Consider the following 20,413-nt stretch of genomic DNA (forward strand, 5'->3'; position numbering starts at 1 on the left):
CCGCAAGCATCGGTGGCCGGCAACCCTGGAGCAACAGGATTTAGGACACATGTACCCGTTGCCCGTTGTTTCGGCGACCCCCCGGGCGCCGTTGTCACCGTTTCGTCACCCGAAGCCATGAACTGTACCGCCCCCGTTGACCCCCCGGCCGCCCGGCCGTGCAAGGACGGCCCGATGGGCGCGGGGGCCGCCGCGCGGGCGTGGGGGGCCGCCGGCCCGGTCCGGAAAGGCGGAGCTTCGGCGCGAGGGCCGGCGGGGTGCGGGGCGGTCAGGGTTGTTTGGGGACCGGGATGCGTGGGCGGTCGTGGCGGACGGTGCCGTAGTCCTCGCCGTCGAGCGGGCCGAGCGCGCTCGCGGGTACGAAGGACTCCATCGCCCACGCCCGCGTCTCCACGTCGGCGGCGAAGCCGTACGCCCCCCAGACGGGCCAGCGCACGCGGGCGCGCCAACTGCCGTCCCGGTACTGGTGCCAACTCACGAGGGTGACCTCGAGGTGCTGCCCGTCCGGGAGGACCATGCGCACCCGGGGGCCGGTCGGGTGCGCATCGGCCTCCTTGCGGCGCCCGCCGACCCGGCTCGACGGCGGCTCGCGGACGCCGAGCGGTTCCGTGGCCGGCGTGGGCGAGTCGCCGCCGACGGCCGGATTCCGTACTGCTGCGGTCTGGCTGCTCACGCGGCCATTGTGCGGCGCCGGAACGATCCGCCGGCCCGAAACGCGTCGCCGCCACGCACGCGTCCCACCCGTACGGCGCACGGGGGCGCCACGCGGATGGGACGTATGGGGGAGTGCGTCCGGTCAGGAGACCACCCGGAGTTCGGCCGGACCGACCACGCTCAGCCCGAGCACCGCCGCCAGGTCCTCGACGAGGTTCGCGGCCTGGTCCGGAGTCAGTCGCTCCACCGTCCACTCGTCGGTGGGCCGACCGTGCTCGTCGGTGTGCGGGCCGAATCTCAGCTCGATCGGACGTTCGGCGTCGGCGGACGGCAGCACCGGAACCCGGGCCACCAGGGTGACATTGTTCGACATGACGTCGACTCCCTTCGGAGAGCGAAAACGATCGCCGTTGTCATTGCCGGTCACTCCTCACGCTCGCATCGGACACGGACGGTGTCCAGGTGCATCCCGGTGTCACAAGGAGCGTGCCGGGCGCGCCTCGACGCACCGAAAAGCCCCGGCGCGCATCGCGCGCCGGGGCTTCGCTTCCGTCGACCGGTCGTGTGGGGGACCCGGGAGACGGGCCCGCATGGACCTTGGGAGGAGGGCCCGCGTCGGTCGGAGTTCGGCTAGCCGAAGAAGGCCTTCACCACCGGACCCGCCGCCGAACCACCGGACTTGCCCTTCTCCACGAGCACCGCGACCGCGACGTCGTCCTTGAACGCGATCATCCAGCCGTGGGTCAGGGTCTCGCCCTTCTCGTCGAACTCGGCGGTACCGGTCTTGGCGCCCACCGTGCCCGGGATGCCCTGGAGAATCTTGCCCGAGCCGTTCGCCACGACGCCCTGCATCAGCGCCTTGAGCTGGCCGGCGATCGACGGGTCCAGGGGATGCGAGGGCACCCGACCCGGCACGTCGTCGGGCGCGAGCACCGGCTGGTTGAACTTGCCGGAGGCGATCGTCGCGGCGACCGAGGCCATCACCAGCGGGCTGGCCAGCACCCGGCCCTGGCCGATCATCGACGCGGCCTTGTCGTTCTCGCTGTTCGCCGTCGGCACCGAGCCGTCGAAGGTGACCGTGCCGACGTCCCACTTGGCGCCGATCCCGAACTGGTCGCCGGCCAGCTTGTTCAGCGTGTCGTTCTGGATCTTGCCGCGGTTGCCGATGAAGGCCGTGTTGCAGGACTGCGCGAAGTCGTCCTGGAACAGCGCGTCGGGCATCGGCTTGAGGCCGTCGTAGTTCTTGAACGTCTGCCCGTTGACCACCAGCGTGTTCTCACACGGCACCTTGTCGGTCGGCTTGATGCCGGCCTGCAGCAGCGCGCCCGAGGAGACGGTCTTGAAGGTCGAGCCCGGTGGGTAGCGCCCGGTGAAGGCACGATTGTCACCGTTCGACGGGGTGTTCGCGGCGGCCAGGATCCCGCCCGACTTGGCGTCGAGCACCACGATCGAGGCGTTGTTGCCGCCGGTCACCGACTTGAGCGCCTTCTCGGCCTGGTCCTGCACGCCCGGGTCGAGGGTCGTCTTCAGCGACTCCGCGGGCTTGCCCTTGACGTCGACCAGGGTCGCCTTCTCCGCGCCGCCCGCGTCCACGATGGTGATCTTCAGGTCGGCGACGCCGGCCAGCTTCTTCTCGTAGCGGTACTGCAGACCGGACGCGCCCACCTGGTCCGCCGACGACGCGCTCGGGTCGGCGTTCTTGAGCAGGTCGGCGTTGTCGCCCGAGGCGACCGTGCCGACGATCTGCTTCGCCACGTCGCCGGATTGGGTCGCCCCCTCCTTGACCTGGATCCCGCCCAGACCGGCCAGCTTGACCTGGCCGCCGCCGTCCCACTTGTCCCTGCGCAGCGTCACCAGGGGCAGCGACTGGTTCGGATCCGCCGCCGCGACCCGGCCCTTGAGCTTGGGGATGTCCAGGTCGAACATCGGGTCCGACAACGCCGCGTACAGCGCGTCCGGGTTGGTGATCTTGGCCGGCCACAGGGACAACGCCACCACGGGCGTCGTGGTGGCCAGCGACTTGCCCGAGCGGTCCAGGATCTCGCCGCGCTTGGGCAGCGTACGATCCCGCTTGATCTTCCCGCTGTCCGCCAGTTGCGGGTGCACGATGGTCTGGGTCCAGTGCACGGTCGTCTTGCCGTTCGCGGTGACGATCGGGACCGTGGACGCGATCTTGACCGGGTCCGCCACCCCCTTGAGGGTCAACGTCGCGTTGTACGCGAGCGTGGCCGGCGCGTTGTCCTTGCCCTTGGTGTAGGTGCCGGGCTTGTACTCGGCCTTGACGATCCCCAGTTGCTTGCTCGTGGTGTCGAGACCCTGCTTGGCCGTGGCGGGGTTGTCCGTGAAGGACGCCGCCTTGGTCAGGTCGCCGCTCTGCCACGCGGTCAGGAAGTCCCTGCCCGTCGTCTCCGATGTGTCCTTCTTGTCTTCTCCGCCGCTGCACGAGGTCAGCCCGGCGACCACGACGACCGACACCATCAACGGCACGGCCGACGGCAACCGTCGCATCCTGCTGCCCACCAGATTCCTCCCGTACGTTCCGCGAACCCCCGACAACCGCCGACGGCCTCCGGTCACGCTACCGGGGCCGCCGGGGCGCATCGGTCATCGGGCAGGTGTACGACCCACTTGTGACCTGGTTGTTGAGGTGCTCCGAACGAGGGAGTGAGGGATCGCCCTCAACCCTGCGCGAACGGGAGCCGAATTCCCCGCGGGAGGAAACCGGTCTCTCATCCGATGCGTCGGTAGGAGCAAGAGGGTCAGCCGGGACGGGGGCCCCGCATTGACCGTTGGCACCGTCGAGCAGGAGGAGAACGGGGCGATGGGGACCACACGGATCGCCATACCGACACCACCGCGTTACGGGTGGCAGGAGGACGCGGCATGCAGGGGCCTGGACGCCGGCCTCTTCTTCGGCGACGACCAGGAGCGACCCGGTGAGCGCCGGGCGCGCGAGCGGGTCGCCAAGAAGGTCTGCATCTCCTGCCCGGTGCGGCGGCGCTGCCACGAGCACGCGATGTCGGTCCCGGAACGCCGAGGTGTGTGGGCGGGTCTCGGCGAGACCGAACGCGCCGCGCTGTTGCGCGAGCAGGAGCAGGAGCAGGGGCACGACCGGGAGGAGACCACGACGGCGGCCTGACCGGGCCGACCGTCGGGTCCCGCCGCGGACGCCGGTGACCGGGGGGTCACGCCGGCAGATCGTCCTCGGTGAGCAGACCGCGCACGTCCAGTCGGGCCCGCACGTGCGGTGCGCAGGCGTCCACCACCACCGCGGCGCCGATCCATTCGGCGCCGGCCTCGGTGACCATGCGGCGCACCGCGCTCGCCTGTGCGCCGGTCTCGATCCACTCGTCGACGAGCAACACCCGGTCGCCCGGGCGGAACAGCCGACCCGGGACCACGAGGGTGAGGCCGCCGTCCTGGTATTCGGGCGGGGTGGCGGCACGCAGCATGGGATCGGCGGCGGGCCCCGGGTGCTCGCCCACGATCCGTCGGTCCTTGCGGATCTCCACGAAGCCGACGCCCAGATGCAGCGCGGTGATCGGACCCAGGACGAGGCCGCGCGTCTCGATGCCGACGATCAGCGTCGGCCGCGCGTCGGCGTGCAGGGCGCCGAGCCCGGGGCCGAGCATCGCGAGCAGTTCGGGGTCGTGCCACCACTCGGACGCGTCGGCGAAGGTGCCCCACGGGGTCTCCCGCCAGGTGAACGCGTCGGCGAGTCGGCGCGCGACGGCTCCCAGGCCGCCCTGACGACTCGTCACCTCGGCGCCACCCCGTCTCGCTCCCCCGCACCGACCCGTGTCGATCTTCGACCGAACAGACTACCGAAACGCCCGCGTCCCCACGCCCGGCCACTCGGCACGCGGGGGTTCGGACGGCGCGCGATCGATATACGGACACGCTCGTCCGCCCAGCGCTTGCCACACGCGACTCGGGCTGCCGGCGGTTGCCGCACGCGAGCTGCGGCAACCGTCGGCGCGCGGCCCCGGGCCGCCCGTCGTTGGTGCGCGCCAGGCTTGGGTGGCCGTGGTTGGCGCATGCCGGGCTTGAGTGGTCCTGCGGTTGCCGCACGCAGGCTTCGGGAGCGACTGGTTGCCGCACACAGGCTTTGGCAGCCATTGGCGCGCGCGAACCCCGCCGCCCGCGGGCGGTTGGTACGCGCAGGCTTGGGCAGCCTGTGGTCGGCGCACGCGGGGTTGGGCGTTCCGCGGTCGGTGCGCGCGAAGTCGGGACGCACGCGGGCTTCAGCGGCGGTGGTTGGTGCACGCAGACGTGAACAGCCTGCGGTTGGTGCGCGCGAAGTCGGGCCGCGCTCGGTTGCCGCACGCGGGCTTTGGTTGCTCTGCGCTGCCTGGGCTGCCTTCGGTTGGTGCGCGCGAGCTTGGGCCGTGCTCGGTTGCCACACGCGCGGGCTTCGGTGGCTTGCGGTGGTCGTGCCGCTTGGGCTGCCCGCGCTGGACGCGCGAGTTTGGGCCGCGTTCTTCGCCGCACGCAGACCGGCCCGCGGTTGCCGCGCGGGCCGGGGTGGTCCGTGGTTGCCGACTGTGGGCGACGGCAGTCGGGTGCTCGGCCGCCGTCGCCATGTGGTCAGTCGGTGTCGGGGCGGTCCAACGGCTGTTCGACCAGGGCCAGTACGCGACTGGCCATGAATCGTGCCGTGCGCACCACCGTGCCCGTCCGGGTCAGCTCGCTCACCTCGACCACGCCGCGCCGGACCGCGACGTCGAGCCGGCGCCCCGCGCGGGTCGCGGTCATCTCGTAGGTTTTGGTGCTGTCGCCCGCGTCGACCACTATCTCGACCCGATCGCCCTTCATTCGTGCCCCCTTCGACCGATTACCTCCATCTTCTCCCACAGGTCCGACATCGGCGGGCGCCGCCGCGGGGTGGTCCGGCGCCGACTCCGGGGCGCCTTACCGCGCCGGGCGCCGGGGTTCCTCTAACGTGTCTCGCACAGGGAATTCGGGCAGACGAAACCCGGACGACGGCACCACGCGAGGGGATCGGGCACACATGACGATGGTGCGGCTGCGACGGCAGGATCCGCGCATCGTCGGTTCGTATCGGTTGCTGCGTCGTCTCGGGGCCGGCGGCATGGGCGTGGTCTACCTCGGGGTGGACCGGCACGGCACCCGGGTCGCGCTCAAGCTGATCCGCCAAGAGCTGGCCGGGAACCCGGAGTTCCGCTCCCGCTTCGCGCGCGAGGTGGCCGCGGCGGCGATGGTGCGCGGCAACCGTACGGCCGCCCTCGTGGACGCCGACGCGGGCGCCGAGCGGCCCTGGTTGGCCACCGTGTACGTGCCCGGCCCCTCCCTCCAGCGCCGAGTCGGCGAACGCGGCCCGATGGGTTGTCTCGACCTGGCCCGGATCGGCTCGGCGGTGGCCGACGGCCTGGTGTCCGTACACGCGGTCGGCGTCGTGCATCGCGACGTGAAACCGTCCAACATCCTGCTGTCCCCCGACGGGCCGCAGATCATCGACTTCGGCATCGCCTACGCGGACGGCGCCGGCACCCTGACCGTCACCGGAACGGCCGTCGGCTCACCGGGATTTCTGGCCCCCGAGCAGGTGCGCGGGCAGACCGTGACGCCGGCCACCGACATCTTCGCGCTCGGCGTCACGCTGGCCTACGCGGGGCGCGGGGCACCGCCGTTCGGGTCGGGGCCGGTGGACGCGCTGCTGTATCGCGTGGTGCACGAGGAACCCGACCTGGAGGGTGTGCCGGAGCAGGTGGTGCCGTTGATCTCGGCGTGCCTGTCCAAGGATCCGCGGATGCGGCCGACCGCCGAGCAGGTCCGCGAGCGGCTGGCCGCGATCGCCCGGCGGCGCGAGGCCGAACGGGGTACGCCCGCGCGCGGCACGGCGGCGGCCTCATCGACCGCGGCTCCGGCCGCGATGAAGGGCGGCGCGACGCTCGCGGCGGGGCCGAGGGAGCGGGACCGCGAGCGGGAGCGGGAACGGGCCAGGCGCGAGGCGGCGCGGCGCGAGGGGGCGCGGCGGGACGAGGACACGCGGGCCGAGCGCTCGGCGGCGCAGCGGGCGGAGACGGGTCGGCCGGAGCCGGGGCGCGTGGAGCCCGGCCGGGGGTCGGTGGAGGGGCACGGTGCGGGCCGGTCGGAGTCGGGTCGGCAGGACGGGGCGCGACACGAGGCGACTCGTCCGGACGCGGCGCGGCACGACGCGCGGGCGCACGGGTCCGAGGGCCAGGGGTCCGATCGGCGCGGAGCGGACGGCGGGCGGGCGGAGCACGCGGTCCGGCACGAGCCCGGCCGGGGCGACGCCGGGCGGCACGAGCCGCGGCAGGAGTCGGCCCGGCACGAGACGCGCCCCGACGGGGGCCGGCACGACACGGGGCGGCACGACGCCGGCCGCGGCGAACGCTCCGAGGCGTCGCGCGGCTCGACCGCGGAGCGCACCGACCGGGCGGAGCGGGCCGAGCGCGCGGAGCGGCCGAATCACTCGGATCGTTCGCATCACCCGGATCGCCCGGACGGCAAGCGGCCCGGCCGGCTCGACCACGGCCCACGCTCCCGCGCGGGATCCGGCACCGGTTCGGGATCCGCGTCCGGCACCCCGCGCCGCCGCCGGCCCGAGGAGCGACGGCGGTTGCTCATCCAGCAGTTGATCGTCTTCGTGGTGGTCACCGCGATCGCCGCGTTCGCGATCGCCGCGTTCCAGAGCGACGGCGGCGACGACGGGCCGAAGGTGCCCGCGGCCGCCGACCCGGCCCCGCCACAGGCGCCGGGGCCGTTCCGGATCGGCCCGGCGCACGGCTCGATCCCGATCGCCGACTGGTCGGACCGCACCTACTCCGACCCGTCGGTGAGCGGCGCGACGGTCACCCTGACCGACGGCACGGCCGTGGTCGGCAGCGACCGGGTGACCCTCGGCGACGTGGTCCCGGCGAGCCTGGACGGCGCCCCGGCGGTGGTCGTGGTGCTCACCCGTACCCCCGGCGCGGGCGGCCCGGCGACGCACCTGGTGGAACTCTTCCGCTTCGCCAACGGCGCGCCGACCACGGTGGCCGCGCTCGCCGCGGTCGCGGATCCGCAGGCCGTCGCCACCCGCTGGACGGTGGTCGACGGCGGCATCTCGCGCATCCAGTCCTACCTGGACGTCCCCGACGTGACCACCCGCTACGTGGTCGGCCCCTCCGGCGTCCTGGTCCCCACCGCCTGAACACGGCGCCCACCGCCCGAACACGGCCTCCATCGCGCGAGCACGAACCCGCCGCCCGCGCACGCTCCCCGCCGGGGCGATCCGGGTGACGCGAACGATCCGAATGATCCGGCCTTCGGCCCGGTCGAGCCGTTCCGCGGTCGAGCCGCGTAACGCCTCGAAGCGTCCACCGCCGGCCGGCGTCGCCCCGGCGGGGCTCGTGCCGGACCACGTGCTCCGCCCGCCGTCCGCCCCGCTCCGATCGGACCCCTGGCCCCCGGCCCCGTGCCCCCGCGCATCGTGCCGAACCGCGTTCGGGCGAACCGCCTCGTGCCGACCCGACTCGGACCGACCCGCGTCATGCCCTCGGCCGACCCCGGCCCGGCTCCACGCGCCCAGACTCCGCCCGACCACCCACCACGACTACGACGAGGGGCACCCGGCCCGAGCCGGATGCCCCTCGTTCGTGTACCGCACTGCCTCGCGCGCCGCGTCGGATCACGCGGTGTCCGGCGTCAGCCGAACTGGCGTTCCAGGTCCTTCAGTTTGCGCTCCAGCGAGTCGAGCCGGGGCAGCGTCATGGTGTCGTCCTCGGCGGTGAGGTCGATGACGTCGCCCCGCTCGGCACCGGTGGAAGTGCCCGTCGCCGCCGGGAGTTCGCTCGCTCGTGCGGAGGATGCAAGAGCCGGACGGCCGGAAGGGCCGTTCGAGTCGGCTGAGCCGCCGTGGCCGGAAACGTCGTTTCCGGCTATAGCAGGCTCCGAGAGTGCTTCGGAGCCGCCACCTCCCGGCAGAGCAGCCATTTCCTGACGTGCGGCGCCGCGCCGACCGAAGTGGCCGGTGCCCTCGCCGCGGCTGAGCGCCTTGAGCTGCGCCCGCTCACGCTTGCCGTCGATCCGCCGACGCTCGCGGTCGTCCTGCTTGGCCCGCTTGTCCTCACGGACCTCCTCGACCGCCTCGTCGAGGGTGCGCACGCCTTCGAGCAGCATGAGCGACCAGGCGTTGAACGTCTCGTGCGGGGCGCGCAGCCACCGCACGATCCGGATCTGCGGCAACGGACGTGGCACCAAGCCCTGTTCGCGCAACGCGGCCCGACGGGTCTGCTTCAGCGCGCGGTCGAACAGGACGGCCGCGGAGAGCGACATGCCGGCGAAGAACTGCGGCGCACCGGCGTGCATGTCGCCACGCGGCGCGTGCACCCAGTTGAACCAGGCCGAGGCGCCCGCGAACGTCCAGACCAGTATCCGCGAGCCGAGTGCCGCGTCACCGTGGCTGGCCTCGCGCACCGCGAGCACGGAGCAGAACATCGCCGCTCCGTCGAGCCCGAACGGCACCAGGTACTCCCAGCCGTTGGCGAGCCCGAGGTTCTCCCGGCCGAAGCCGACCAGGCCGTGGAACGACAGCGCGGCCGCGACGCCGGCGCAGACGAACAGCAGGGTGTACGAGGCGACCCCGTACATCAGCTCCTTGCGCCGTCGGCGATCCTGCTCACGCTCCCAGTTGTCGGATCCTTCCCCGCTATCCGTCGCATCGGCCTTGCGGCGTCGGACGACCAGATACGCCACAAGCGCCATAAGGGCGACCAGTTCCGCCAAGCCGACGAGGGCCCAGGCCAGGGGTACACCCATGATCTCCAACGAGCTTTGCCTCGCTTCCCGTTCCTGATCCGATTGCGCGGCGCCCCATACTGGCGGAATTTCGCCTGGTGCGGGTCGAATCCACCGAATATCCCGCGTGTGGGTGACGGGACATTCCCCCGCACATCCACCTTTTCGGCCGCCCGTGCGACCCGAACAGGCCACTGCGCCATTTTGGGCGACGCTCGACCGTACTGCACTTCCGCGCACACGCTAGTCCAAGATCACATTCGATCGAAATTGGCATGACGCGATCGGCATGTCATGAGACAAATCAGGGAAGGCCGTTGCCTCGAATTCCGGGGCGATCGGAAGAAAAATCTCATCGAACGCAAGAAAGAGAGAAGCGGATCACTACCAACCAAGTACACAAACGAAAGCATTCGGGCGCCAACCGGGACGCAGGTGATCGGATCAAAATGCATCGGATCACCGCGTACCTGGACGGACGGCCCTACCGGCTGATCACCCCGCGGCCGTCGAACACGACCCGGTTCGCCGTCAACCACTGGCGCGACTTGTGGCACGTGGTGACCGACCGGGCCGGCGCCATGCTTTTCGCCCGGTTGATGTGGGGCCTGGCACACGAGCGATACCCGAACACCCTCGTGGTGATCGACCGCCGCCACCTGGACCCGAACCCGTTCGACGCCGAACCCTCGCCGCCCATCGTGCTGTTCGCCGGCGAGCGCACCCCCTTCGGCGGCCGGGCCGCCCGCGACCTGCGCCGACTGCTGCCCACGCTCGGCCGACCGGACGGCACCGTGCATTGGCGCACCCACGGCCTGGACGCCGCGCTCGCCGACCGCGACGCCTGGACGCGCCGGCACCCGGAGCCCATATGGGACTGGGAGCGCGAGCGTTGGCGCAAGCGCAGGCTGGAAGACACGGTGCGCGACGGCCTGTTCGTACTGCCCGCGAACGCCGACGCGCTACGCCGCGAAGCGGTGTGCATCGCGGGCATGGAGGTGTCCGCCACCACACCGATGGCCTACGAGTACCTGCATCGCTACCGATTCCAGGTCTTCCACGACTACCGGCGCCGGGTGAGCGCGGCCCGGACCGCGCGCCGCGAGATCGAGGAACTGCCCGCGCCGCCGGACCGGTTCGCCCCCTGGAGATATGCCGACAGCGACGCGGTCCACCTGCACATCTGGGACCGGGGCACCGAGATCCGGATGGCCCGGATGCGGGGGCTCCGCGTACACGCCCGCCCCGAGCCGTACCACACCCGATCGATCAACGACATTCAACGCTCGGGCGAAACCGCCCGCGAACGCCACTACGATCCCCCGTCGAACACCTGAGCCCGCCGTGCCCATCGTGCACGATTCCCCCGTTCGGCCGTCCCCCACTCAGCCGAACGCCACCGCATAGAAGGCGACCGCCGCGGCAGCACCGACGTTCAGCGAGTCCACCCCATGCGACATCGGGATCCGAACCAGCCGATCCGCCGCGGCCAACGCCTTCGCGGTCAGCCCCGGCCCCTCCGCGCCCAGCATCAACGCACATCGATCGGTGTCCGCGGTCGGCAACTCGTTCAGCGCCACCGACCCCTCGCCCGGAGTCAGCGCGAGCAGCGTCAACCCGGCCCCTCGCAGCACGTCGAGGCCGCCGGGCCACGGGTCCAGGCGCGCATACGGCACCGAGAACACCGCGCCCATCGAAACCTTCACCGACCGCCGGTACAGCGGATCCGCGCAGTCCGGCGACAACAACACCGCGTCCATGCCCAGTGCCGCCGCGCCACGGAAGATCGCCCCGACGTTGGTGTGATCGTTGACCCCCTCCAGCACCGCGACCCGCCGCGCACCGGCCACCAGCTCACCCGCCGCCGGCAACACCTTGCGCCCCATCGAGGCCAGCGCCCCCCGATGCACCTGATACCCCGTCACCCGCTCGACGACCTCGGGACTACCCACGTACACCGGCACGTCGGCCCCCTCGATCACCTCCGCCATGACCTCGAGCCACCGCTCCGAAAGCAACATCGACCGCATCGGATACCCCGCCCCCAACGCCCGCCGAATCACCTTCTCCCCCTCCGCCATGAACAGCCCCTCGGCCGGTTCACGACGACGACGCAACTCGACATCGGTCAAATCGGTGTAGTCGACAAGCCGCGGATCCCCAGGATCATCAACCAAAATCACGGACATCCCCCCAGTCTCCCAGCCCCCACACCCCGACATCCCGCCGCCCAACCCCAAGCGAACCCCCTCGGCCCACCCGGCGCTTGAAGACCAGCCGGCCCTCACCAAGCCGCAACGGCAACCGAACCCAACCCCTCAGCCGTCCGGCACTTGAGGACAGGCCGGCCCCAGGCCCGACACCACCACCCCACAACGCCAAGCCAACCCGGGCACCCCCTCAGCCCGTCCGGCGTCTGAGGACAAGCCGACCCCAGGCCCCACACCACCAAACCGCAGCACCAAGCCAACCCGGGCACCCCCTCAGCCCGTCCGGCGCCTGAGGACAAGCCGGCCGCAGGCCCGGCGCCCCCAAACCGCAGCGCCAAGCCAATCCCGGAACCGAAACCATCCCCTCAGCCCGTCCGGCGCTTGAGGACAGGCGCCACCAGGCGATCCCGGCCCCGGTCGCACCCCAGCCCGTCCGGCGTTTGAGGACCGGGCCGGCCCGTCAACCGCTGAGCGCGGCCACGTCGCCGATGACCACGATCGCCGGTGGGCGAATCCCCGCCGCGGCCACGTCCGCCGCCGCCGCGACCAGCGACGTGCGCAGGACCCGCTGCGTGGCCATCGTGCCCTCCTGGATCACCGCGACGGGAGTCGAGGCCGCACGGCCATGCGCCACCAGCGCCGCCGTGATCGGCCCCAGCCGCTCCACCGCCATCAGCAACACCAGCGTCCCGCGCAGCCGCGCCAACGCCGCCCAGTCCACCAGCGACCGAGGGTCCTCCGGCGCGACATGCCCCGAGACCACCGCGAACTCGTGCGCCACTCCCCGGTGCGTGACCGGGATGCCGGCTATCGCCGGCACCGAGATCGCACTGGTGATCCCCGGCACCACCTGACACGGCACGCCCGCCTCCGCGCAGGCCAGCGCCTCCTCGAAGCCCCGCCCGAAGACATAGTTGTCGCCGCCCTTGAGCCGCACCACGAAGCGCCCCGCCTTCGCGTGCGTGATCATCGCGTCGTTGATCGCCTCCTGGGCCATCGCCCGCCCGTACGGGATCTTCGCCGCGTCGATCACCTCGACATGCGGCGGCAACTCGCCGAGCAGCGCTCGCGGCCCGAGCCGGTCCGCGATCACCACGTCGGCCTCGGCCAGCAGCCGCCGCCCACGCACGGTGATCAGGTCCGGGTCGCCCGGACCGCCACCGACCAGCGCCACCCCCGGCAACACCCCGCTCGGGCGTTCCTTGCGCGCGGCCAGCGACCCGTCGTGCAGACCCTCGACGATGCGATCGCGTACCCCCGCCGCCCGACGCGGGTCTCCCCCCGCCAGCACCGCCACGGTCAGCCCGTCGTGCCGCCCACTGGCCGGCGTCCAGGCGCTGGCCTGCGAGGCGTCGTCACAACGCACGCAGAACACCCGTCGCGCCTCGGCGTCGGCCGCCACCGCCTCGTTGACCTCGGCAATATCGGTCGCGGCCAGCGCGTACCACGCCCCGTCCAGGTCGCCGGGCGCATAGGCCCGCCGCGCCCAGCGCAGTTCGCCGCCGCTCGCCATGCCCTCGACCGCGGGCGTCGCCTCGGGGGCGACCACGAGTACGTCCGCGCCGGCGTCGAGCAGCGCGGGCAGGCGACGCTGGGCGACCGTACCGGCGCCGACCACGACGACACGCCGGCCCTCCAGGCGCAGGCCGGCGGGGTAGGCGGGGGGACCAGGAAGTCGGGACATCGTTCTCACTTTTCCGGGTGGGGCGGGGCGCTCCGCGTACGCGGTGCCCGGTGGGTCTGTGGTGCTCCGCGGTGTCCCGGGAGCCGGCCGGCTGGTTCCGGCCCGCTCCGGGTCACCGCGTTTTCACCGCGCGGAAAGGGCACCTCTGCCACTCCATCGTGGCCGAGGTGCCCTTCTGCTGCTGCGGGCGGGTCTCGAAAAATAGCCGAACCAGTCGGTATCAGTCGATATCAGTCGGTCTTGCCACTGACTCCCGCCGAGTCGAACGTGGCCACATCGTGCAGTACGCGCACCGCGCTCTGCACCAGGGGCAGGGCCAACACCGCGCCGGTGCCCTCGCCGAGCCGCATCTCCAGCTCGACCAGCGGACGCAGCGACAACTTCGCCAACGCCGCCGCGTGCCCCGGCTCGGCCGACCGGTGCCCGGCGACGCACGCCTGCACCGCCTCCGGCGCGATCGCCTGCGCGACCAGCGCCGCAGCGCCCGCGATCACGCCGTCGAGCACGACCGGGACGCGCAGGGCCGCCGCGCCGATGATGTAGCCGGCGATCGCCGCGTGCTCCAGGCCGCCGATCGCGGCCAGTACGCCGATCGGGTCGCCCGGGTCCGGTTCGTGCCGCGCGAGCGCCGCCTTGACCACCTCGATCTTGCGCCGGTGCGTGGCGTCGTCGATCCCGGTACCGCGACCCGTCACCTCGGCCACGTCGGCCCCGGTGAACACCGAGATCAGCGCGGCGGAGGCGGTCGTGTTCGCGATCCCCATGTCGCCGGTGAGCAGGCCCCGGTTGCCCGCGGTGACCAGGTCCCGCGCGGTTTCGATGCCGACCTCGATGGCGGCGATCGCCTCCTCGCGGGTCATCGCGGGGCCCTGGGTCATGTCGGCGGTGCCCGGCCGGATCCGGCGCGGGAGCAGTCCGGTGGCGTCCGGCAGCTCGGTGGCGACGCCGACGTCGACGACGCACACCTCGACGCCGATCTGCTTGGCGAACGCGTTGACCACCGCGCCGCCCGCGAGGAAGTTGCCCACCATCTGGGCGGTGACCTCCTGCGGCCACGGCGACACGCCCTGCGCGTGCACCCCGTGGTCGCCGGCGAATACCGCGACGGCCGCGGGCTCAGGGATGGGCGGCGGGAACGTCCGGGCCAGGCCGGACAGCTGCGCACCGATCGTCTCCAGGATGCCCAGCGAGCCCGGCGGCTTGGTCATGTTCCGCTGGTGCTCCCAGGCCGCGCCGAGCGCCTTGGCGTCGAGCGGACGCACCGACTGGAGCGTCTCGTCGAGCAGGCTGACCGGGTCCTCGCCGGGCAGGCCGCGCCGACCGTACGTCTCCTCGTGCACCACCCACGACAGCGGGCGGGCCCTGGCCCAGCCCGAGGTGGCCAGCTCCGGCTCGTCGGGGAAGGCGTCCACGTAGCCGACGCACAGGTACGCCACCACGTCGACGTGCTCCGGCAGCCCGAGCGCCGTGGCCAGCTCGCGCTCGTCGAAGAAGCTCACCCAGCCGACCCCCAGGCCCTCGGCCCGGGCGGCGAGCCACAGGTTCTCCACCGCGAGCGCGCTGGAGTAGGGGCCCATCTGCGGCTGGGTGTGCCGACCGAGGGTGTGCCGACCGCCACGCGTGGCGTCCACGGTCACCACGATGTTGACCGGGGTCTCCAGGATCGCCTCGACCTTTATCTCCAGGAACTGCTTGGCCCGGGCCTTGGGCAGCGAGGTGGCGTATGCCTCCCGCTGGCGCTGGGCCAGTTCCTGGACGGTGACCCGGGTCTCCTCGGAGCGGATCACCACGAAGTCCCACGGCTGCGAGTAGCCCACGCTGGGCGCCGCGTGCGCCGCCTCGAGGACCCGGACCAGCACGTCGTCCGGCACCGGGTCGGGCCGGAACCCGGCCCGCACGTCGCGCCGCTCGCGCATGACGCGGTGCACCGCCTCGCGCGCCGCGTCGTCGTAGCCGGGAGCGGCGGGGCCACGATCGACCTCGGGCACCTCCTCGGCGACCTCCGCCTGCGCGCCCTCGGCGGGCTGTGTGCCCTCGGCGCCCTCCGTGCCTTGGGCGCCCTCGGCCGCCACCGGGGTCGCCGCGGCCTGCGCCGGCACCGGCGCGGCCGGCTGCGCCGCCTCGGCGGTCGCCGGCTCCGCTGGAGTGGTGGGCAGCAGCACGGTCTCGGCGGTCGCCGACGCCTGCTCGCCCGCGCTCACCGGCTCCGGCGCGCCCTCGGCCCCGCCGGCCACATCCGGCCGCGGGGCCGCCTCCGGGGCGTCGACCGCGCCGTCGGCGACCACACCGACCGGCTCGGCCGGCGGCGGCGGGATCCTGGGGATCTCGCCGGTCCCGGCGGCGGTCGCGGACTGCGGCTGCTGTTCCGCCTCGGCGGTGGGGGTGACCTGGGGGCCGTGCATGGCGGTGCCTTCGTCGGACGTACGGGGAGCCGCCGGCGTGACGCCGGCGCCGGAGTCGGCCTCGGCCGGGCCCGCGACGGGCTCGGGGGCCGGCGCGGGCGGCTGTTCGACGGGTACCTCCTCGGCGAGGAGTTCCGCCGCGATGGCCCGCGTGGTCGGTCCGGCCGCACGCACCGGAGCGGCGGCCGGCGGCTCGACCGGCACCTCCGCAGCGGCGGGCGCGTCGGCGCCGGCCGTCTCGGCGGGCACATTCGCGGCCACGGGCGCCGCCGCACCGTCTGCGCCGGGTACGTCCGACGCGCTCGCCGGCCCCCCGGAAGCCTCGGGCCCGACGGCCGAAGCCGCCTGTGCGTCCGGCACGTTCGCCACCGGAGCCGGAACCTCCGACCCGACGGGCGCACTCGCCGGAACCTCGGGAGCCGGTACGGCCTGCGCCGCGTCCGCCCCGACAGGCGCCACCTCGGCGACCGCGGCCGCGACCGGCGCGGCCGCCCCATCCGCACCGACCGACGCCTGCACCACGGGCGCGGCGGCCGCATCGACCGCCGCGTTCCCCGCAGCCGGCCCTGCCGCTGCCTCGGCGCCCGCAGGCCCGGCCTGCGGCACCGCGGACACGCTCGCCGAAGCCTCGACGACCTCCGCCTCCGCGACGGGGGCCGACACCGGCACATCCGCCGGCGCCTCGGCAACCGGCACCGCCTGCGCGTCGGGACCGGCGGGCACCGTCGCGACGGCACCCGAATCGGGCACCGCCTGCGCCTCGGCCGTCCCGGCCGCGACAGCCACCGGCGCCTCCGACCCGGCAGGCACCGTCGCAGGCACAACCGTCGCCGGCGCGTCCGCCGCCGCGACTACCCGCGCGTCCGGCGCGGCGACAGCCACCACCGGCGCACCCGGCGCGTCCGCCACCGCCTCGGCGACCGGCCCCGCCGGTGCGGCGGACTCGACCGGCGCACTCGCGGCAGGCACCGCGGCGGGTGCCGCCTGCACCACCTCCGAAGCCGGCACGTTCTCCACGATCGGCGCTTGCACAACCCCCGTTGCGGGCTCGGCCGGCTGCTCCACCGGCACGGACACATCGGGAGTCGGGACCACGGCGGGCGACGACTCCTGCGCCGGCACCGGCACCGGCGGCGCCGCAGCCGGCTGCCCACCGACCACGCCACCCGCGGGCAGGACCACGGTCTCGGCCAGAGCCGCCTCCGCGGGCGCCACGGCCGGCCCGGCAAGCGCCGAAACCGGCTGCGCGGCCACGGCCACGGCCTCGTCCGGGCTCGGCGCGGCTGCGACCGCCGGGCCCTCGTTCACGGCTGCCGGCTCCGGCGGCGCCACCGGCCCGATCGGCGTGGCGGCGGCGGGAGTTTCCCCCTGCTCGGCCTCCGCCGCCCGCTCCGGACGCCGCCGACGCCCACCGGTGCCCTCGGGCACGACGGGGGCCACCGGCTGCGCGATCGCGGCCTGCTCGGGCGCGGGCGGTTCGACACCCGCCGCCGGCGACGCGACCCCGGCGTCCGGCGTCGGCGTGACAGCGGGCACCGCAACCGGCTCGGCGGTCGGCGTCGGGGCGACCGCCGCAGCGGCCTCCGCCGGGACGCTCGCGACCGCGTCCGGCGCGGCCTGTACGAACCTCGGCGGCACCGCCTGCGTCGGCACACCGGGCAACGGTTGCGGTATGGCCGGCGCGGTCACTCCCTGCACGGGAGCGGCCGGCTCGACCCGCTCGACGGGCGCGGCCGACGCCGCGGCAGCCTCGGCCGCGACCGGCGCACCCTGCTCGACCGGCGGCGTCCCCGCCGCGGCGGCCTGCTGCGGCGCGACCGGCGGCGGCACCACCGGCACCGCCAACGGCGTCCGCGCCGCCGAACCCTGTGCGGGGATGCCGGTGTTCACCGCGTCGCCCACGGGATGCGCACCGCTGTGCGGCCCCGCCTGCTGCGGCACCGGTCCACGGCCCACCCGACGCTGCCGGCGCGGCGGCAGCGTGGTGCGCTGCGGCACGGCGGCGGCCACCGGGAACGGCGGCGTGTCGACCGGATTCCCACCCACGGGCTGCTCGGGCGCCGGCGCCTGGGCCTGAACCGCCGGCTGCGCCTGCGCCCGATCCGGCACGGCGGACACCGGTACGAACTCCGGTTCCGGCTGCACAGGCTGCGCCGGCTGCACCGGCTCCGCGCTCTGCGCCGCCCGCACCCGCTGCCGCAGCCGACCACCGCTGACGGCGGGCGCCGCTTCGGCACCCCCGGACGCGCCCACCGGCGCCTGCCCGACCGGCACCGCGTCGGCCGCCGGCCCGGCGGCCGGACCGTACTCGCCCACCACCGCACCCGGCGGCACGAACTGCGGTGCGAGCGGCGGCGGCACCACGGGCACCGCCTGCGGCGGAACCTGCACCGGCGCACCCGCGCCCGGCACCGCCTCACCCGGAGCCTGCGCCGGCGCCGGATCCGGCTCGGCAACGCCCTGCGCCACCCCGTACGCGCCCGCGCCGAACCCCTGCACCGGCTGCGGAACTTCCTGATGTGGCGTCATGGGACCGGGCGGATACGGAATCTGACCGGCCGTCATGGGCGCGGCCGGCTCGACGTAGGTCTCCGGCAGTTCGGGCTCGTCGATGATCATCGCGGCGAACATGCCGGACTGCGGGCCGGGCACGGCGTCGTACGCCTGCTCGACCGGCGGTGCCGGGACCTGTCCCGAGGCGTCCTCACCGGCGGCGACCATGCGGTCGGCCAGCGACATCCCGGGGGCCGTCGGTACGTTCGGATCGGCCCAACCGGCCTGCGGGCCGGGCATCAACAGCGAGTCCTCGTCGTCCAGATCGTCGTACGGATACGGACCGGCCGGTTCCCCGACCGGGCCGGTGCCGGCGGCGTGCCCGCCGGGGGCAGGGCCCACGCCCTCCCCGGCAGGTCGGCGCTCGTCGGCTTCGCTCATCGAACTACTCCTTCCAGGGCAGCCGCGAAGGCCAGCGTCGTGGCACGATCCCGCACCGCGATCCGAAGCCAATCCGGGCCCAGGCCCGGAAAGGTGTCGGCCCGCCGAACCGCGTAGCCTCGCTCCCTCAGCTGCTCGCGGATCTCTGGGCCCCCCTCGGTCCGCGCGAGCACGAACGAGGATCGGGGAACGACCGGTAGCCGCATCCCCGGAACCGTGCGCAACCTCTCCACGAGGTACGAACGGTCAGCCGCGAGCGTAACGGCCAACGCCTCCGCCTGCGCCAGCGCCTCCGGCGTGCAGCACGCCTCGGCGGCGATCAGCGCCGGTGTCGACACCGACCACAACGGCTGAGCGTCCGTGAGGATGCGCACCAGATCCGGGGAAGCCAGGACGTAACCGATCCGTAGTCCGGCCAACGCCCAGGTTTTCGTGAGACTTCGCACAACGACGAGCCCGGGCAGGTCGCGCCGATCGGCCACGCTTTCGGGTTCGCCGGGGACGGTGTCGGCGAACGCCTCGTCGACCACGAGGATTCGGCCCGGGCGCGCGAGCGCGGCGATCGTGGCCGCCGGGTGCAGCACCGAGGTGGGGTTGGTGGGGTTGCCGAGCACGACCAGGTCGGCCGACGCGGGGATCCGCGCCGGGTCGAGCGCGAAGCCGTCGCGCTCGTCGAGCAGCACCCGGTCCACGGTGTGTCCGGCGGCGCGCAGTGCCGCCTCGGGCTCGGTGAACTGCGGGTGTACGACCACCGCGTGCCGAGGGGTCAGGGTGCGGGCGAGCAGTACGAACGCCTCGGCGGCGCCCGCCGTGGGCAACACCTCGGCGGTCGGGCGCCGGTGTCGGGCGGCGATGGCGGCGCGGGCGCGGGTGGTGTCGGGGTAGGCGGCCAGGTCGCGCAGGCTCGCGGCGAGTCGGTGCACCAACCACGACGGCGGCTCCGCGAGCCGCACGTTGACCGCGAGGTCGACCAGGCCGGGCCCGATCTCCGCGTCGCCGTGATGGCGCAGGTCCACGTCCGGGCCCACGCGCGCGCCCGGCGTGCCGTCCCGATCGTCGGGAGTGGGCCCGTCCGGGTCCGTCATCGCGTCATTGCCCATGCTCGTGCTTTCCCGGCTTCCCGTGCCCCTGCCCGGCGTCACCGTCCGGTGCCCCTGCCCCGCCCGTGTCGTTCGTGTCCATGATGGTGGTGATGGTGCCCGCTCCGACGGCCGGGGTCCCGGCGTTGATCGCGAGCGAGCACTTCCCGATCGATTCACCATACGAATTCGACCACCACGGCGCCGAGTCGGCTCGATCCTGCACCGATCACGACGTTTGTCGGTCCACTTCACCACCCGTCGACCCCACGTGACGGGCAATCGCCACCGTACAGCGCGGACGCGCCCCCACGCCGCGCGTCTTCGCCACCACCAACTCGCCCGGCGGCGCGCCCGGTACCGGCCCGAGCCGGGCCGCGGCCTCGGCGACGCTCGACGTGCCGACCGCCGCCCGCACCCGCTCGGACGGATGCGGCACCGCGACCTCCACCAATTCCGCCGCCTGCCGTGCGTACAGCGGCAGTCCGAGCAGCGCCGCGCCGGCCACCAGGCCCGGCTCGTCCGCCCGCGCGGCCACGGTCACCAGCGCGCGCACCGCCGAGCGCGCCGCACCGGCCCGCGCCAACGCGGCGCACACGCTCGCGCGCACCTCCTCCGCGCCGACCCCGCGCGCCGCCCCGATCCCGACCACCCATACCCGGGCGTCCGCCCCGGAGTCGGCCGATC

General features: G+C 73.8%; 14 protein-coding genes. 3 read left to right on the forward strand and 11 right to left on the reverse strand.

Features of this window, described 5'->3' with window-relative positions:
• Positions 1-268 precede the first annotated feature (268 nt).
• The 3 genes from ACFRCG_RS32100 to ACFRCG_RS32110 all read right to left on the reverse strand — a co-directional run bounded on the left by ACFRCG_RS32100 (position 269) and on the right by ACFRCG_RS32110 (position 3,174).
• A complete protein-coding gene (locus ACFRCG_RS32100) occupies positions 269-673 on the reverse strand; it encodes a hypothetical protein (RefSeq protein ID WP_380037910.1) in 405 nt (134 codons plus the stop codon).
• Between the two features lie 123 nt (positions 674-796).
• The gene (locus ACFRCG_RS32105) at positions 797-1,027 is read right to left on the reverse strand and encodes a hypothetical protein (protein ID WP_126640696.1); all 231 of its coding nucleotides are present in this window, start codon (positions 1,025-1,027) and stop codon (positions 797-799) included.
• Between the two features lie 257 nt (positions 1,028-1,284).
• Positions 1,285-3,174: a penicillin-binding transpeptidase domain-containing protein gene (locus ACFRCG_RS32110; protein WP_380037912.1), complete on the reverse strand. Its 1,890-nt coding sequence runs from the start codon at positions 3,172-3,174 to the stop codon at positions 1,285-1,287.
• 262 nt (positions 3,175-3,436) lie between these two features.
• Between ACFRCG_RS32110 and ACFRCG_RS32115 the strand changes: the two genes are divergently transcribed.
• The gene (locus tag ACFRCG_RS32115; protein WP_380037914.1) at positions 3,437-3,793 is read left to right on the forward strand and encodes a WhiB family transcriptional regulator; all 357 of its coding nucleotides are present in this window, start codon (positions 3,437-3,439) and stop codon (positions 3,791-3,793) included.
• A gap of 46 nt (positions 3,794-3,839) precedes the next feature.
• Here ACFRCG_RS32115 and ACFRCG_RS32120 read toward each other — a convergent pair whose 3' ends face one another.
• Together ACFRCG_RS32120 and ACFRCG_RS32125 are read right to left on the reverse strand one after the other, a co-directional pair.
• A complete protein-coding gene (locus tag ACFRCG_RS32120) occupies positions 3,840-4,415 on the reverse strand; it encodes a phosphoribosyltransferase family protein (RefSeq protein WP_380037916.1) in 576 nt (191 codons plus the stop codon).
• A gap of 826 nt (positions 4,416-5,241) precedes the next feature.
• On the reverse strand, positions 5,242-5,469 hold the full coding sequence (locus ACFRCG_RS32125; RefSeq protein WP_380000988.1) for a hypothetical protein: 228 nt from the start codon (positions 5,467-5,469) through the stop codon (positions 5,242-5,244).
• Between the two features lie 196 nt (positions 5,470-5,665).
• Here ACFRCG_RS32125 and ACFRCG_RS32130 point away from each other — a divergent pair, with 196 nt between their 5' ends.
• Positions 5,666-7,831, forward strand: a complete 2,166-nt coding sequence (locus tag ACFRCG_RS32130; protein ID WP_380037919.1) for a protein kinase — start codon at positions 5,666-5,668, stop codon at positions 7,829-7,831.
• A gap of 494 nt (positions 7,832-8,325) precedes the next feature.
• On the opposite strand, the gene ACFRCG_RS32135 is transcribed toward ACFRCG_RS32130, so the two are convergent.
• On the reverse strand, positions 8,326-9,447 hold the full coding sequence (locus ACFRCG_RS32135) for a DUF2637 domain-containing protein (RefSeq protein WP_380037921.1): 1,122 nt from the start codon (positions 9,445-9,447) through the stop codon (positions 8,326-8,328).
• A gap of 419 nt (positions 9,448-9,866) precedes the next feature.
• Between ACFRCG_RS32135 and ACFRCG_RS32140 the strand changes: the two genes are divergently transcribed.
• Positions 9,867-10,754, forward strand: a complete 888-nt coding sequence (locus ACFRCG_RS32140) for a hypothetical protein (RefSeq protein ID WP_380037924.1) — start codon at positions 9,867-9,869, stop codon at positions 10,752-10,754.
• 48 nt (positions 10,755-10,802) lie between these two features.
• On the opposite strand, the gene ACFRCG_RS32145 is transcribed toward ACFRCG_RS32140, so the two are convergent.
• The 5 genes from ACFRCG_RS32145 to ACFRCG_RS32165 all read right to left on the reverse strand — a co-directional run.
• Complete coding sequence (locus ACFRCG_RS32145) at positions 10,803-11,606, reverse strand: TrmH family RNA methyltransferase (RefSeq protein WP_380037926.1); 804 nt, start codon at positions 11,604-11,606, stop codon at positions 10,803-10,805.
• Positions 11,607-12,087: 481 nt separating this feature from the next.
• Positions 12,088-13,311 carry a uroporphyrinogen-III C-methyltransferase gene (gene cobA, locus ACFRCG_RS32150; RefSeq protein ID WP_380037928.1) on the reverse strand — a complete coding sequence of 408 codons (1,224 nt, stop codon included), beginning with the start codon at positions 13,309-13,311 and terminating at the stop codon, positions 12,088-12,090.
• Between the two features lie 230 nt (positions 13,312-13,541).
• Complete coding sequence (gene cobT / locus ACFRCG_RS32155; protein WP_380037935.1) at positions 13,542-17,669, reverse strand: nicotinate-nucleotide--dimethylbenzimidazole phosphoribosyltransferase; 4,128 nt, start codon at positions 17,667-17,669, stop codon at positions 13,542-13,544.
• A 974-nt stretch (positions 17,670-18,643) separates the two neighbouring features.
• The gene (gene cobC / locus ACFRCG_RS32160; RefSeq protein ID WP_380037930.1) at positions 18,644-19,747 is read right to left on the reverse strand and encodes an Rv2231c family pyridoxal phosphate-dependent protein CobC; all 1,104 of its coding nucleotides are present in this window, start codon (positions 19,745-19,747) and stop codon (positions 18,644-18,646) included.
• 208 nt (positions 19,748-19,955) lie between these two features.
• Positions 19,956-20,413, reverse strand: a 458-nt coding sequence (locus ACFRCG_RS32165; RefSeq protein ID WP_380037932.1) for a cobalamin biosynthesis protein, incomplete at its 5' end; no start/stop codon positions are given.

This window comes from Embleya sp. NPDC056575 (assembly GCF_042793325.1).
In the GTDB taxonomy this organism is placed as follows: Bacteria; Actinomycetota; Actinomycetes; order Streptomycetales; family Streptomycetaceae; genus Embleya.